At 27.8% G+C, this 14,953-nt stretch carries 19 protein-coding genes; 3 read left to right on the forward strand and 16 right to left on the reverse strand.

What is annotated here, in order from left to right; all coding sequences use genetic code 11:
* Position 1: 1 nt before the first annotated feature.
* The 7 genes from HH195_RS11310 to HH195_RS11340 form a co-directional block, all read right to left on the reverse strand.
* Positions 2-1,003 (reverse strand): DUF2232 domain-containing protein, encoded by a 1,002-nt coding sequence (locus tag HH195_RS11310; protein WP_195926773.1) that lies wholly within the window; start codon positions 1,001-1,003, stop codon positions 2-4.
* 195 nt (positions 1,004-1,198) lie between these two features.
* The gene (rpsR, locus tag HH195_RS11315; protein WP_055259129.1) at positions 1,199-1,450 is read right to left on the reverse strand and encodes a 30S ribosomal protein S18; all 252 of its coding nucleotides are present in this window, start codon (positions 1,448-1,450) and stop codon (positions 1,199-1,201) included.
* Between the two features lie 30 nt (positions 1,451-1,480).
* The gene (locus tag HH195_RS11320; protein ID WP_058993707.1) at positions 1,481-1,939 is read right to left on the reverse strand and encodes a single-stranded DNA-binding protein; all 459 of its coding nucleotides are present in this window, start codon (positions 1,937-1,939) and stop codon (positions 1,481-1,483) included.
* 13 nt (positions 1,940-1,952) lie between these two features.
* Complete coding sequence (gene rpsF, locus HH195_RS11325; protein WP_055259131.1) at positions 1,953-2,240, reverse strand: 30S ribosomal protein S6; 288 nt, start codon at positions 2,238-2,240, stop codon at positions 1,953-1,955.
* A gap of 139 nt (positions 2,241-2,379) precedes the next feature.
* Positions 2,380-2,589 carry a DUF951 domain-containing protein gene (locus tag HH195_RS11330; protein ID WP_055259133.1) on the reverse strand — a complete coding sequence of 70 codons (210 nt, stop codon included), beginning with the start codon at positions 2,587-2,589 and terminating at the stop codon, positions 2,380-2,382.
* 17 nt (positions 2,590-2,606) lie between these two features.
* On the reverse strand, positions 2,607-3,479 hold the full coding sequence (locus HH195_RS11335) for a mechanosensitive ion channel family protein (RefSeq protein WP_243278509.1): 873 nt from the start codon (positions 3,477-3,479) through the stop codon (positions 2,607-2,609).
* A 14-nt stretch (positions 3,480-3,493) separates the two neighbouring features.
* Positions 3,494-3,739 (reverse strand): putative Se/S carrier protein, encoded by a 246-nt coding sequence (locus tag HH195_RS11340; protein WP_055259135.1) that lies wholly within the window; start codon positions 3,737-3,739, stop codon positions 3,494-3,496.
* 148 nt (positions 3,740-3,887) lie between these two features.
* On the opposite strand from HH195_RS11340, the gene HH195_RS11345 reads away from it, so the two are divergent.
* The 3 genes from HH195_RS11345 to yyaC are packed head-to-tail and all read left to right on the forward strand — an operon-like array spanning position 3,888 to position 6,755.
* Complete coding sequence (locus tag HH195_RS11345) at positions 3,888-5,048, forward strand: aminotransferase class V-fold PLP-dependent enzyme (protein ID WP_196371140.1); 1,161 nt, start codon at positions 3,888-3,890, stop codon at positions 5,046-5,048.
* 3 nt (positions 5,049-5,051) lie between these two features.
* Positions 5,052-6,113 carry a sporulation integral membrane protein YtvI gene (gene ytvI / locus HH195_RS11350; RefSeq protein WP_196371141.1) on the forward strand — a complete coding sequence of 354 codons (1,062 nt, stop codon included), beginning with the start codon at positions 5,052-5,054 and terminating at the stop codon, positions 6,111-6,113.
* A 51-nt stretch (positions 6,114-6,164) separates the two neighbouring features.
* Positions 6,165-6,755, forward strand: coding sequence for a spore protease YyaC (yyaC, locus tag HH195_RS11355; protein ID WP_055259140.1), 591 nt, complete (start codon positions 6,165-6,167; stop codon positions 6,753-6,755).
* A gap of 43 nt (positions 6,756-6,798) precedes the next feature.
* Here yyaC and HH195_RS11360 read toward each other — a convergent pair whose 3' ends face one another.
* From HH195_RS11360 to rpmH, 9 genes are all read right to left on the reverse strand, one after another.
* Positions 6,799-7,674, reverse strand: a complete 876-nt coding sequence (locus HH195_RS11360; RefSeq protein ID WP_196371142.1) for a ParB/RepB/Spo0J family partition protein — start codon at positions 7,672-7,674, stop codon at positions 6,799-6,801.
* A gap of 5 nt (positions 7,675-7,679) precedes the next feature.
* Positions 7,680-8,447 carry a ParA family protein gene (locus HH195_RS11365; RefSeq protein WP_305847100.1) on the reverse strand — a complete coding sequence of 256 codons (768 nt, stop codon included), beginning with the start codon at positions 8,445-8,447 and terminating at the stop codon, positions 7,680-7,682.
* 224 nt (positions 8,448-8,671) lie between these two features.
* Entirely contained in the window at positions 8,672-9,391 is a 720-nt protein-coding gene (rsmG, locus tag HH195_RS11370) for a 16S rRNA (guanine(527)-N(7))-methyltransferase RsmG (protein WP_196371143.1), read from the reverse strand.
* Between the two features lie 24 nt (positions 9,392-9,415).
* Positions 9,416-11,296 carry a tRNA uridine-5-carboxymethylaminomethyl(34) synthesis enzyme MnmG gene (gene mnmG / locus HH195_RS11375; protein ID WP_055259146.1) on the reverse strand — a complete coding sequence of 627 codons (1,881 nt, stop codon included), beginning with the start codon at positions 11,294-11,296 and terminating at the stop codon, positions 9,416-9,418.
* Positions 11,297-11,310: 14 nt separating this feature from the next.
* Complete coding sequence (gene mnmE, locus HH195_RS11380) at positions 11,311-12,684, reverse strand: tRNA uridine-5-carboxymethylaminomethyl(34) synthesis GTPase MnmE (RefSeq protein ID WP_055259147.1); 1,374 nt, start codon at positions 12,682-12,684, stop codon at positions 11,311-11,313.
* A 186-nt stretch (positions 12,685-12,870) separates the two neighbouring features.
* A complete protein-coding gene (gene yidC, locus HH195_RS11385) occupies positions 12,871-13,578 on the reverse strand; it encodes a membrane protein insertase YidC (protein WP_055259148.1) in 708 nt (235 codons plus the stop codon).
* 36 nt (positions 13,579-13,614) lie between these two features.
* Complete coding sequence (gene yidD, locus HH195_RS11390; RefSeq protein WP_055259149.1) at positions 13,615-13,824, reverse strand: membrane protein insertion efficiency factor YidD; 210 nt, start codon at positions 13,822-13,824, stop codon at positions 13,615-13,617.
* The gene (gene rnpA, locus HH195_RS11395; RefSeq protein WP_055259150.1) at positions 13,787-14,170 is read right to left on the reverse strand and encodes a ribonuclease P protein component; all 384 of its coding nucleotides are present in this window, start codon (positions 14,168-14,170) and stop codon (positions 13,787-13,789) included. Before rnpA ends, yidD begins: the two co-directional genes overlap by 38 nt.
* A gap of 60 nt (positions 14,171-14,230) precedes the next feature.
* Positions 14,231-14,365 (reverse strand): 50S ribosomal protein L34, encoded by a 135-nt coding sequence (gene rpmH, locus HH195_RS11400; RefSeq protein WP_055259152.1) that lies wholly within the window; start codon positions 14,363-14,365, stop codon positions 14,231-14,233.
* Positions 14,366-14,953 lie beyond the last annotated feature (588 nt).

Here is a 14,953-nt window from a genome sequence, read left to right on the forward strand (position 1 = left end):
ATTAATGTTTAAACTTATTTTTTATATTACCTTTAATAATATTTTTTAAACTATTAGGATCTACATCCCTTATATCCATTATTAAATCCGCTATTCCAAGAGCTACAAAATAAAGAGATAAAGGTGACATAATTATAATAAATTCAATAAAAATTATTATAGGATTACTTAATTTCAATTTATTCTTCAAGAAATACGCAACTATAGATAAACTTTGTATCATAAACACAACGATTAATAGACAAAGCATAGTAACAAAAAAAGAATTACTATACGCTATATTGTTTACTTTCATTATATAAGATAATAAAAATAAAATTATTAATACTATTGATATTTTGCTATCTAAATACCATCTTGAAAATGGAGGTAAAGATTTAACTTTAAATCCTAATTTTCTTAATATCCACCTAGCTATTATAAAATTAAAAAAAGCTGATATTATTATAGATACTATAAATATTATAGGTAAAATCATTAAAAGATAGTTTATATCCACTGATTTATAAAGTTCTACTACTTGTTGCATAGATGCAGAGTTTCCTACCATTGAAGATGCCATATCAGCCGACTGATGAAATACATTTACAATTTGTTGTAAATATTGTGTAAAACTTATATCACTAAATACTGTAAATATTAAGATGTAATTTATTATATTACCAATACCATTAATTATGGCTAAAAATCCTATTGTTTTTGCAACAGATTGCTCCTTTTTTATACAATATCCTAAGGCAATCCCCATAGCACCATATAATATAATAGACTTTACTATCCATAAAGGGTCATAAAATAATGCCGAGAGAATTCCACTTGCAATTGCACATAGCCAAGCTACTTTTTTTCCATGTCTTAAATAAAGAATTGTCATAGGGATTGGCACTATGAAAGCTCCTATTACATCCAACATTGTAGTAGTGGTAAGCATCATAAGAATAAATGTTATAGCCGCCATGAAACTTGCTTCTACCAACCACCTGCTTTGGGACTTATTCTCCATATTATCCTCCAATTAATATTTAAATTCTTATTTTCATAATATTCTACAAATATGCCTTTTTACCATAATATTATTGTATTTATTTTTCTATTTTTATGCAATAAAAAACATTATTTCTTATTGTAAATATTTACGTATTAAATTTTCTTTTAGTAAAAATAAAAACCCCTGACATATGTCAGGGGCAATAAACTACTACTCAGTTGTAAATGGTAGTAATGCTATATTTCTTGATCTCTTTATAGCTTCAGTTAATTGTCTTTGATGCTTAGCGCAAGTTCCTGAAATTCTTCTTGGTAATATTTTACCTCTTTCAGTGATGTACTTCTTTAATTTTGGTACATCCTTATAATCTATAGATTCAGCTTTATCAACACAGAAGATACAAACTTTTTTTCTTGCTCTTCTCATTTTTCCGCCTTTTCTTGCGTCTCTTTCTCTACTCATTGCTACTTCCTCCTTACCTTAATTTTTGAATTAGAATGGAATATCTCCATCATCTATCGGCATCATGTCGTCATTATTAAACGAAGATTCATTAAATGAATTATTTTGTGAACCAAATCCTGTATTAAAATTATTATTTTCAGCGTTAAAATTTGAGTTACTTCTTGCATTGCCATTACTAGAATTTGAATCTATGAAATCAAAACTATCAATAATTACGTCAGTAGTATATCTTCTAGTTCCATCTTTAGCTTCATAGCTACCAGTTTGGATACTTCCAGATATTGCAAGCTGTCTACCTTTAGTTAGATATTGAGCTATTATTTCTCCAGTTTTTCCAAATGCAATACAGCTAATAAAGTCAGCCTCGTCTTTTTTGAATGGTCTATTTACTGCTAAAGTTAGTCTTGTAACAGCTGTGCCACTACCTGCTGCAAATCTTAAATCAGGATCCTTAGTTAGTCTACCTATAAGAACAACTTTGTTCATGTATATTCACCTCTTATTTTTCTTCTTTAACAATCATATGTCTTATGATACCATCAGTGATTCTTAAAACTCTGTCTAATTCTTTTGGTAATTCTGGACTTGCAGTAAAGTTTATTAAAGTGTAGTAACCTTCGTTAACTTTTGCGATTTCATAAGCTAATTTTCTCTTACCCCAGAAATCTACGTTATCAACAGTTCCGCCACCATTTTCTATAACACCCTTGAATTTTTCGATTAAAGCTTTAACAGCTTCCTCGTCTAATGATGGATGTGCTACAAATATGTTTTCGTATTTTCTCATCAATTACACCTCCTCCCCATGGACTACGGCTGTACTTTGTACAGCAGGGATTACAATTAAGTATTTTAACACTAAAACACCCTTAATGCAAGCTTTGTTTTAGTATCATTATTTAATTAATTTACCTATTTTAATAATTTTATACATCTTGTTCTTCAGGTGCATTACTCTTTATTATTTTTTTTACACCCTTTTGAAATTTACTTCTAGGAAGCATAACAAGTCTGCCACATCCAACACATTTTATCTTTATATCAGCACCAAGTCTTAACACTTCCCATTCATAACTTCCACATGGATGTTGTTTTTTCATTTGAACTATATCACCTAAGTAAAATTTATCTACCAAAATCTATTCCTCCTTAATTAGTTATCATTTATCACTTGAACTTTATTATATGGAATTTCTATTCCTCTTTTATCAAACTCAAGTTTTATTCTTTTCATAAGTTCTCGTTCAGCTTCCCATTGCTTCATTGGCTTAGTTTCACCAATCACTCTTATATTTACATTAGAATCATTTAAAGCCGTAACCCCTAATACTTCTATTGGAGTTGTTATATTAGGATTTTCTTGATTATATTTAGAACATACTTCATTTATTACACTTATAGCTAATTCTATATCAGCTTCATATGCTATTCCAATATCCACCAAAACTCTCATATCTCCTTTTGAATGATTGACTATAACTTGTATTGAGCCATTTGGAATTATATATATATCTCCATTAAAATCTCTAAGTTCAGTAGTCCTAAGTCCTATGGCTTTTACTATTCCCTTACTATTATCAATTGTTACATAATCACCAACAGAGTATTGCTCTTCAAACAAAATAAATATTCCATTTATCATATCTTTAATAAAACTTTGCGCCCCAAGACCTACGGCAACACCTCCGACAGATGCAAAAGCCCACGATATTGCTCCAAACACAATAGATAACATACTTGTTATTCCTAAAAAATAAACACTATACTTAACCAAACTCTTCAAAAGAATACCTATAGTTTTTGCTTTTTTCTCATCCATGCTAAACTTATGGTTACTCTCTATTTGATTTTTTACCATTCTATCTATAAATTTATTTGCAATCCTTATGGCAATCATCATTAAAATAAATATAATAACAATCATAATTATTTTAAATATTACACTCGCTATTGTTTCTGCACTTATGGTTATCCCCAAAAAATTTATACCACTTTGTCCTGTAAGACTTTTTATTTCATTTTCCACACCTATACCTCAATTTATTTATACATTACAAACTGTTTACCATCATTTAAATAGATATTTTTATATTTTAAACTATCTTTTTCTATTATAGAATTAACTTTTTCTATGATATTTTCATTGAATCTTATGCATATACCACAACTTTGAGTTATATATGTTGGAGTTGGCATTATAACAAATTCTATATTATTATCTTTAAAAATCCTTTCTCCATTCATAGCGTCATTGGTATTATTAAAAACCATTATAAAGTATTTCATAAAAATTCCTCCATATATTTTGTTAACTTATATAGTATATATTATATATTATAAATGTAAAATACCATTGGAATTTTATATAAAAAACATTACACTTACTTTATATAAATTAAAAATAAAATATAAATAAGATTTGGAGTGATTTTAATTGAATAACATATATTTTGATAATGCTGCAACTTCTTTTCCTAAACCTAAAGAAGTTTTAGATGCAATAATGGAACAGATGATTAATTTTGGTGGAAGTGCTAATCGCGGCTCATCAAAAACCGTACTTCAAAGTAGTAGAGTCGTTTACGAGTGTAGAGAGACTATCAAGGAATTTTTTAACTATGATAAAAGCGAGAATGTAGTTTTTACAAACAACATAACATCTTCGATAAATATTTTACTTAATGCTGTTGTAAAACCCAATTGGCATATCATAACTACATCTATGGACCACAATTCGGTTTTAAGACCTTTATTTAAATTAAAGGAAGAATTAGATGGAGTTGAAGTTGATGTTATTAACTGTGATAAATTTGGTTTTTTAAATATTGATAATTTAAAAGATAGTATAAAACAAAATACTAAACTTATAATTTTATCCCACAGTTCAAATCTTGTTGGCTCAATTCAACCATTAAAAGAAATCAGTAACATATGTAAGGAAAAAAATATATTTTTAATTTTAGATAGTGCTCAAAGTGCAGGAATTATCCCTATTGATATGCAAGATTTATCTTTAAGTGCTTTAACATTTACTGGACATAAATCTCTTCTAGGTCCTCAAGGAATTGGTGGCTTTATAATAGATGATAAATTAAACGCTGAAGCTAAATCTATTTTTGTAGGTGGAACTGGAAGTAATTCTTCTCTTTTAACTCAACCAGATTTTCTTCCTGATAAATTTGAATGTGGAACTTTAAATATCCCAGGAATAGTTGGTCTACTTCATGGCATAAATTATATTAACAAAGAAGGAATAAGTACAATAAAAGAAAAAGAAGATTTTCTATGCCAAAAAGCCATAAATGGTTTATTAAATATAAAAAATATAAAAATTTACGGCTCTTTAGATATGAAGAAAAAAACTTCTGTTATTTCATTTAATATTAACGATATGGATCCTTCTCTTGCAGGATATATGCTAGATAGTGAATTTAACATAAGTTCTAGAACTGGTCTTCACTGTGCTCCGCTTGCACACAAAACTGTAGGGTCTTATCCAAACGGTTCTATCAGAATAAGTCTTGGTTATTTTAATACAGAAAAGGAAATAGACATATTCCTAAATGCCATAAACACTATAAAAAACAGGAGGTAATTTTTGGATAATAATCTTTTAATTAAAAGGTTTAAATCAATAACTTTATTCATTGTAATTTATACAGTTTTATTTATTGCATTTTTTAAAACGCTAAAATATACTCTACCATTTGTTCTAGCTTTAATTTTCGCTTTTTTTTTAAAAAAACCTTCTAGATATTTAATAAAAAAATTCAAATTAAAACCATGGTTATCCTCTTTAATTACAACAACTTTTTTATTTTTAGCAATACTATTAATATTTATTTTAATATCTATAGTCTTTATATCAGAAAGTATAAATTTAACTAAACATATAGAAGGAATTTTTATGAATAATAGAGAAAATATCTTCTTGTATCTTAAAGACTTACAAAAATCAACTTATAGCTTAAGTGCTTATTTAGATGAATCTATTTTAGAAAAATTAAATACCACTATTCATTACTTCATAAATAGTGGTATTAATTCTACAGTATATCTATTTCAACAAGTACTTAATATGATAAAATTTGTTCCATATTGGATTATGACTATTTTTTTTACTCTAATATCAACATATTTACTTACTAAAGAAATTTCTATAAACTCTTATAATAAATTCTTAGAATCAACTACCTTATGTAAATATCCCCAAATACTAAATATGATTAAGTATAGCCAAAGAATGATATTAAACTACATTCTATCTACTGGACTTCTAATATTAATCTCAACATCACTAACATTTATAGGATTTTATTTACTGGGAATAAATTATTCCTTAGTTCTAAGCTTGTTATCAGGAATATTAGATTTTCTTCCCGTAGTTGGTACAATTTTAGTTTATGCTCCTTTGATAATAATTAAAATACTAAAGGGTGAATATATTGTAGCATTTTCACTTTTAGCTTTATATATATTAATAATGATAACTAGACAACTTTTAGAACCTAAACTTATCTCTAGTACCTTAGGAATAAGTCCATTAGGCTCGCTTATAGCTATTTTTATAGGACTTCAAGTCTATGGCTTTTTAGGGGTAATATTTTTTATATTCATGATAGTTTTTTATAACATGCTCAATAAATTTAATGTTCTATAGTATAAATTTACATTTTAAGGTAAATAATCATTTAATAAGGGAGGTGTTATTTTGAAAAATAATTTATATATTGATGCATTAAACAGTAAATCTCCGTTTATTATAAGAGATTATTTATATGATGAATTAAGCCCAATTTTAAAAGAAAACAGACCAATAATATTTGTATGTATTGGTACTGATAGATCCACTGGAGATTCTCTAGGACCCTTAGTTGGTGAAAAATTAAAATTTTCCCCTAAGAGTAATATATATGTGTATGGAAATTTAGAAAATCCCGTCCATGCAAAAAATATAAAAGATACATTAAAAGATATTAAAAAGAGATTTAAATGTCCATATATAATAGCTATCGATGCTTGTTTAGGCTCATTAGATAATGTAGGTAAAATAATTATTGAAAAAAAACCAATATATCCTGGAATGGCAGTTAATAAAGATTTACCTCCCGTTGGAGATTTAAGTATTATGGGAGTTGTAAATGTTTCTGGCAATTTAGAATTTATGGTATTACAAAATACTAGATTATATACAGTTATGACGATAGCAAATACAATATATAGAGGAATCCATCACTATGCATTAAAATCATTGGGTAGTAAAAATCCTTCTATAAATTCTATATTAGAAAATATTTTATAAATATTTTATTTTAAATAAAAAAAGTAATGTTCCACGTGGAACATTACTCTAAATTTATTATATCTAATATTCTTTGTAGATCTTCTTCAGAATAATACTCTATTTCAATTTTTCCCTTATTCTTGTTTGAATTTATATTAACTTTAGTTCCAAAATAATCTTGAAGTCTATCTCTTATATTTTTATAATAAGGATTTAGAACCTTTTTATTTTTCTCCGTATCCTTATCATTATCACTATTTACATATATCTTTACCAATTTTTCAGCATCTCTTACTGATAAGCAGTCATCTATAATTTTTTGCGCTACTTCATACTGTTTCTCTCTATCTAAAGATAATAAAACTTTTCCATGTCCTTCTGATATTACTCCTTGAATTATAAAATCTTTAACTCGTTCATCTAAATTTAATAATCTCATGCTATTAGATATAGAACTTCTTGATTTACCTATTTTTGATGATAATTCCTCTTGAGTTAGATTGTATTCATTTAATAATTTTTCATAAGCAAAAGCTTGTTCTATAGGGTTTAAATCTTCTCTTTGAATATTTTCAATTAAAGAGACCTGCAAAAGTTTAGCATCACTTATATCCATAATTATAGCAGGAATTTTTTTAAAACCTGCAAGCTTTGCTGCCCTATATCTTCTTTCTCCTGCAATTATAAAATATCCATCCCCTATTTTTCTCACAATTAGAGGTTGAATAATACCATGTTCTTTTAATGATTCTGATAATTCTATAAGCTTACTTTCATCAAAAAATTTTCTTGGTTGTTCTTTATTTGCCTGTACCATTTTTATATCTAAATCTAATATAGTATTTTTTTCGTCATTAAACGATTCTTTTTTTATACTATTGTCGCTCACAGGAATTAATGCATCAAGACCTTTTCCTAGTCCAAATTTTTTAACCATTTAACCTATACCCCCTGCCTTTTAAGGAACTCATTAGTTAAATTTTCATAAGCTTCTGCCCCTTTACACTTATCATCATATAAAACAATAGGAAGCCCAAAGCTCGGTGCTTCTGCCAATCTTATATTTCTTGGAATTGTTGTTTTATATAGCTTGTCCTTAAAATAATTTTCTACTTCCTTATAAACCTCATTGCTTAAATTAGTTCTAGTATCATACATAGTCATTATGACACCTTCAATTTCCAAACATTTATTAAGAGATTTCTTTATTCTATTTATCGTATCTATAAGTTGTCCTACTCCCTCTAGGGCATAAAATTCTGATTGCATAGGTATAAGAACAGTATCTGAACTTACCAATGCATTTATAGTTAGCATTCCTAATGAAGGAGGACAATCTATCAATATATAATCATACTTATCTTTTACTTTATCTAATTGATTCTTAAGGATTGATTCCCTATCTTCTAACCCTATAAGATCAATTTCAGCTCCAGCTAAATTCATCATAGCAGGTACAATATAAAGATTATCAACCAATTCACTTTTTACTATTATTGACTCTATATCTTGATTTTCAGTAAGTAAGTTGTACATGCTCTTCTCTAACTTCATTTTATTTATTCCAAGACCACTTGTAGTATTCCCTTGAGGATCTATGTCTATTGCTAAAACCCTATAACCAGCCATAGCAAGATATGAGCATATATTTATATTTGTTGTTGTCTTACCAACTCCACCCTTTTGATTAAAAACACATATAGTTTTCATAATTACATCAAGAATTAAAAACTCTCGACTCTTCACCTCCCTCTTCACAATAAATATTATATATGTTTATTTTAAACAATAAAAGATACTATAATATTTACAATCAATTATTCTTTTTAAATGTTCCACGTGGAACACTTTTTTATATTCATACATTAAAATAAAAGTACAATGTTCCACGTGGAACATTGTACTTTTATTTAATCACTAACTAAAACTTATAATTATTTTATAGGCTTTTTAGTTATAGAGCCTGCTTTTCTTGGATAAGTCTTTGGTGTTTCTTTTACTTTTTTTATAATAACTAAGTTGTGTTTAAGGTCAGTTCCCTCTACTGAAACCTCTATTACTTCAATTAATTTTCCGCCTAATGTTCCTATAGCATTTTTAGCATCATTAAGTTCATCTGTTATTGCTGGTCCCTTTAAGGCTATAAAGTATCCACCAACCTTAACATAAGGAAGACAAAATTCTGAAAGTACAGCCATGTTAGCCACAGCTCTTGACGTTGCTATATCGAATTTTTCTCTTAATTCTTTATTTCTAGCACCATCTTCTGCCCTTGAATGAATAGTAGTTACATTAGTTAAATTTAAAGAATTCTTTACTATATTTAAAAAATTAACTCTTTTATTTAACGAATCTAATAAAGTTATATTTAAATCTTCTCTCATAATAGCTATGGGAAGACCTGGAAAGCCCGCCCCAGTTCCTACATCAATTAAAGTTTTAGCTTCTTTAAATTGATTTTCAGAAAAAGCCTTTATACAGTCTATAAAATGTTTCTTTATTACTTCTTCATCTTCAGTTATTGCTGTTAAATTTATTTTTTCATTCCATTCTTGCAATAGATTCTTGTAAGTTATAAATTTATTGTACTTATCTTCATCAAAATTCATTCCTACACTATCACACGCATTTTTCATTAATTCAAAATACTTCATTAAAACTCTCTTTCTCCCTTTAAACTAATTAACTTTATTCTTTTTAAGTTCTAAGTATATCATTAAAACAGACATATCTGCTGGAGATACCCCAGATATTCTTGACGCTTGACCTAAATTTATAGGTCTTATTTTACTAAGTTTTTGGATAGCTTCTATTCTAAGACCTTTTACATCATTATAATCAATATCCTCTGGAAGTAACCTTTTCTCAAACTTTTTAAATTGCTCAACTTGCTCTAATTGCTTCTCTATATATCCTTCATATTTAGCAATTATATTAACTTGCTCTCCAATATCTAGTGAATAATTTGGTCTTTCTGTATCTAGCTCAATCACACTAAAATAATCAAGTTCAGGTCTTTTTATAAGTTCATAAAGACTTATTGGTTTTTTTAAGTCTGCTGAACCTAGAGAAACTATTATTTCATTATTTTCTTTTTTATTAGTTACTTGAAGGTTTTTAATTCTTTCCAATTCATTTTCAATACTAGCTTTTCTCTTATTAAAAATCTCCCATCTCTTTTCTGTAACCAATCCTATATCATGACCTATGTGAGTTAATCTTAAATCAGCATTATCTTGTCTTAATATAAGTCTATATTCAGCTCTTGAGGTCATCATTCTATATGGCTCATTAGTACCCTTTGTAACCAAATCATCTATTAAAACCCCTATGTATGCGTCAGATCTTGTAAGTATCATTGGAGCTTTTCCTTTAATCTTTAAAGCAGCGTTTATTCCTGCAACTAATCCTTGTGCACCCGCTTCTTCATAACCGGAACTACCATTTATTTGTCCACCACTAAAAAAGCCTTCTATATTTTTAAATTCTAATGATGGTTTTAATTGTGTTGGATCTATGCAATCATATTCTATTGCATAAGCTGTTCTCATTATTTCAGCATTTTCAAGCCCATCTATTGTCCTTAACATTTTTATTTGAACATCTTCAGGAAGTGATGATGACATACCACCTACATAAAGTTCTTGAGTATTTTCCCCTTCTGGTTCGATAAATAGTTGATGTCTTTCTTTATCTGGGAATCTCATAACCTTATCTTCTATTGAAGGACAATACCTTGGACCAACTCCCTTTATACTTCCATTATACATAGGAGATCTTTCTATATTTTCTCTTATTACTTCATGAGTTTTTTCATTTGTATAAGTTAAAAAACATGAAATTTGATTTCGATCTAAGTCGTCGCTTATAAATGAAAATGGAACTATTCTTTCATCACCTGGTTGTTCTATCATTTTGGAAAAATCAACAGTCTTTCTATTTATTCTAGCAGGAGTTCCTGTCTTAAATCTTCTTAAAGAAATTCCATTCTCTAAAAGACTTTGTGAAAGTTCATTAGCTGGTGATAATCCATTTGGTCCTTGATTATAACTTACATCACCTATTATAATCCTACTCTTTAAGTAAGTACCACTAGTCATAACTACTGCTTTACATGGAAAGTAAGCTCCATTTCTAGTCAATACACCTTTAACCTTATTATCTTTTATATCAACAGAAACAACCTCTAATTGTCTTACTGTTAAATTTTCTTCTTGTTCTAAAACACTTTTCATTCTTTCTTGATATCTTTTTTTATCTGCTTGCGCTCTTAAAGAATGTACTGCTGGTCCTTTAGACGTATTAAGCATTCTTGATTGGATAAAAGTATTATCAATATTAACACCCATTTCTCCACCTAAAGCATCTATTTCTCTAACTAAATGTCCCTTAGCAGTTCCCCCTATATTAGGATTACAAGGCATCATAGCTATTGCATCTAAAGATAATGTACAAACTAAAGTTTTACATCCTATTCTAGCTGAAGCTAAAGCTGCTTCGCATCCTGCATGACCTGCTCCTATAACAATTACATCATACTCTTTTTCAATATATTTCATCTTTCATCATACTCCTATTTTCCACAACAAAACTCAGCGAATATCTTATTAACTAAATCTTCTTCAAGTTCATTTCCAGTTATTTCCCCTAAAGCTCTCAAAGAAGATGTTACATATATTGATACTAAATCTAAAAATTCTCCATTTTTTAATCCTTCTAATGCTAAGTTTAAATTTTCTACTGCTCTATAAAGTGCTTGTTTATGTCTTGTATTAGTAATTATAACACTTTCAGTATCTATCTCACCATTAAAGAACATATTTATTATTTTATTCTTCAATTCCTCTATTCCAAATCCAGTCTTTGCTGAAATTTCTATTATATTATTTAAACTATCAACAAACTTTAAATCCAATTTTCTATCTAAATCAATTTTGTTTAATATAACTATATGTTTTTTATTTTTTATATAATTTATTATCTCCTTATCCTCTTCATCTAGTTCTCTGCTAGTATCTAACATAAACACTATTAAATCGGCTTCATTTATTTTTTCCTTAGATTTTTCTACACCTATTTTTTCTACTACATCTTCCGTCTCTCTTATTCCAGCTGTATCAACAATTCTGATAGGCACTCCATCTAAATTTATATATTCCTCTATAACATCTCTTGTTGTTCCTGCTATTTCAGTAACTATCGCTCTCTTCTGCCTTAAAAGAACATTTAATAATGATGATTTTCCCACGTTTGGTTTTCCAACTATAACCATACTAAGTCCATCTTTTATTATTTTACCTTCATCTGCCGTACTTAATAAATTTTCTATTTCAATAATTAAATCTTCAACTTGTTTTTTTACATTAATTGGTATTTGTTCATCTGGTTCTTCATCATCCTCAGTAAAATCCACAGCATATTCAATTAAAGTTAAAGCATTTAAAGCCTGTTCTCTTAATCTATTTATTTCTTTTGATAAAACCCCTTGACTTTGAGCCATTGCAGACTTCATAGAAAGTTCTGTTTTTGCAGTAATAATATCCATAACTGCTTCAGCTTGACTTAAATCAATTCTACCATTTAAAAAAGCTCTTTTTGTAAATTCACCAGGCTCGGCAAGTCTAGCTCCTGCCTTTATAGTTTCTTGAAGTATTCTATTTGTGGCAATAACTCCCCCATGACAATTTATTTCAACAGTATCTTCTGCCGTAAAACTTTTAGGTCCTTTAAAATAACTTATAATAACCTCATCTATAATCTCATTATTAGAAACTATATTCCCATATTTCATCGTATAAGGCTTCATATCATAAATATCATTAATATTTTTTCCTTTAAAAATTTTATTAACTACTTCTAGAGCTTTGCCACCTGATACTCTTATAATCGAAATCCCACCTTCTCCAATTGCCGTAGCTATTGCAGAAATTGTATCAAACTCTTTCATAAAGCTCTCTCCCTTCTTTAAATATGTATAATACACAATAATATTGATTTTACATAAGTATAAACAATAAGTCAAAATTTTAATATATATTTATTATTACCATTAAACATGAATTTAAATAGTAAAAAATCGCCTTAAACTAACTAGTTTAAGGCGATTTTTTACTATTTTATCTTTTATTATATTTTAAGCATCTTCTGCTAATCGTTCTTTCCTTTTTTTAGGAAGTATTATTAAAAAATATGACTGTATAAATTGTATTACGTTACTTATTATCCAATATAACACCAACATTGCTGGAAATTGAAGTGACATAAAGCCCATTACCCCAGCCATAACAACATTCATAGTGCTCATATTCATACCTTTACCACCAGCCGTAGGAGCTGCTGCTGCACTAGTTTTAGTTATCACATAAGATGACAAATAAGTTGTAAGTGCTGCTAATATAGGTAAAATATAATATGGGTCATGCCCAGCTAAATTGTTTATCCATAAGAAACTAACACCATCTAACGCTTTTAAATTGAAGAATACATAATAAAGTGCAAATAATATTGGCATTTGAATCAATAAAGGTAAACATCCACTCATAGGATTAATCTTATTTTCTTTATAAAGCCTCATCATTTCTTGATTTGCTTTTTCTGGATTGCCTTTATATTTTTTTTGAAGCTTAGCAATTTCTGGTTGAATTTCTGCCATAGCTTGTTGAGATTTCATCTGTTTAATGTTAAGTGGCAATATTAAAAGCCTAACCAAAATAGTTAAAATTAATACAGCCATCACATAACCTGCACCAACACTAAATAATCCAGTTGATACAACGCAATTGTGAATAACATTAAATATTGCTGTAAATACAGTCGTAATTGGACTTAATATTGTGCTCAACTCGTAACCTCCTGTATACAAATATAGTCGTAAATATTATTCCACAGGATCATATCCTCCCTCGTGGAATGGATGGCATCTTAATATTCTCTTTATACTCATAAATCCCCCTTTAAATGCACCATATTTTTGAATTGCATCGATTGCATATTGAGAACAAGTTGGATAATAAATACAACACGGTCTCTTTAAGGGAGAAATATATTTTCTATAAAACTTTATCATTATTAGAAATACTTTTTTCATTTTTAAGACCAGCTCTCTTTAGTAAATTAATTAAAGATTTCTCTACATCTTTATAAGGTCTATCCTTAATTTTTCCTCTAGCTATAAAAACCAAATCATATCCTTTTATCAAGTCATTACAATTTAATCTATAACTTTCAAGAATCAATCTCTTAGATCTACTTCTAACAACACTATTTCCTACTTTTTTACTAACAGAAATACCTATTCTATTAAATAGATTCTTATCCTCATATCTATTTTTATTGTTTTTAAATAAATATAAAACTAACAATTCATTAGAAATAGATTTTCCTCTTCTATAAACAAGTCTAAATTCATTATTCTTTCTTATCTTTTCCAACATAATTGAAATTGTTCTCCTTTTTTCTGCTTATTGTGCAGAAAAAGGCCACAAATGCGGCCCTTATGCTGTTAATCTTTTTCTACCTTTTTGTCTTCTTGCTTTAAGAACATTTCTTCCTGATTTAGTTTTCATTCTTTTTCTAAATCCATGTTCTTTACTTCTTTGTCTTTTCTTAGGTTGGTATGTCATAAACATTAATATACACCCCCTCAAATAAAATATTTATTTTTAATTAATTATAGCCTGATTTCATGCTATGCATTTAGGTATTACTTTTTAATTATATATTTGAAATCACTAACTGTCAAGAAAATCAATAGTTTAAAAAAATATTCTATTTTTTTATATTATTTTCTTGCAATTATTCAAAAATTAATAAATAATAATAAAAGTTATAAACAATTTTACTTATCCACAATTTCATTTTTTGTGGATAACTTATTGAAATAGTATATGTTTTTATGCTATCATGTTGATGAATTGTTAATAATTAATGAAATATACAAGTTATCCACAAATGTTAACAACCTTGTTGATAACTTGTATATTTTATTCTTTTAAAGAATATAACTATGAAAAAATCTAGATTTTAAGCCACAAATAAGTTTTTTCATTTTTTTCCATATATCATTGAACATTTTTTATTAAAATTTTATCCACATTTTTTGTTGATATGTGGATAACTTTATCAACAATCAAATTTAAATTCATTTTTTGTGGATAACTTGTGGATAACTTGTGGATAACTTATTTTTAGTACTATTATTAATTGGAGGATATAAA

Origin of the sequence: Candidatus Sarcina troglodytae (assembly GCF_015708635.1) — a bacterium.
Classification (GTDB): Bacteria; Bacillota; Clostridia; order Clostridiales; family Clostridiaceae; genus Sarcina; species Sarcina ventriculi.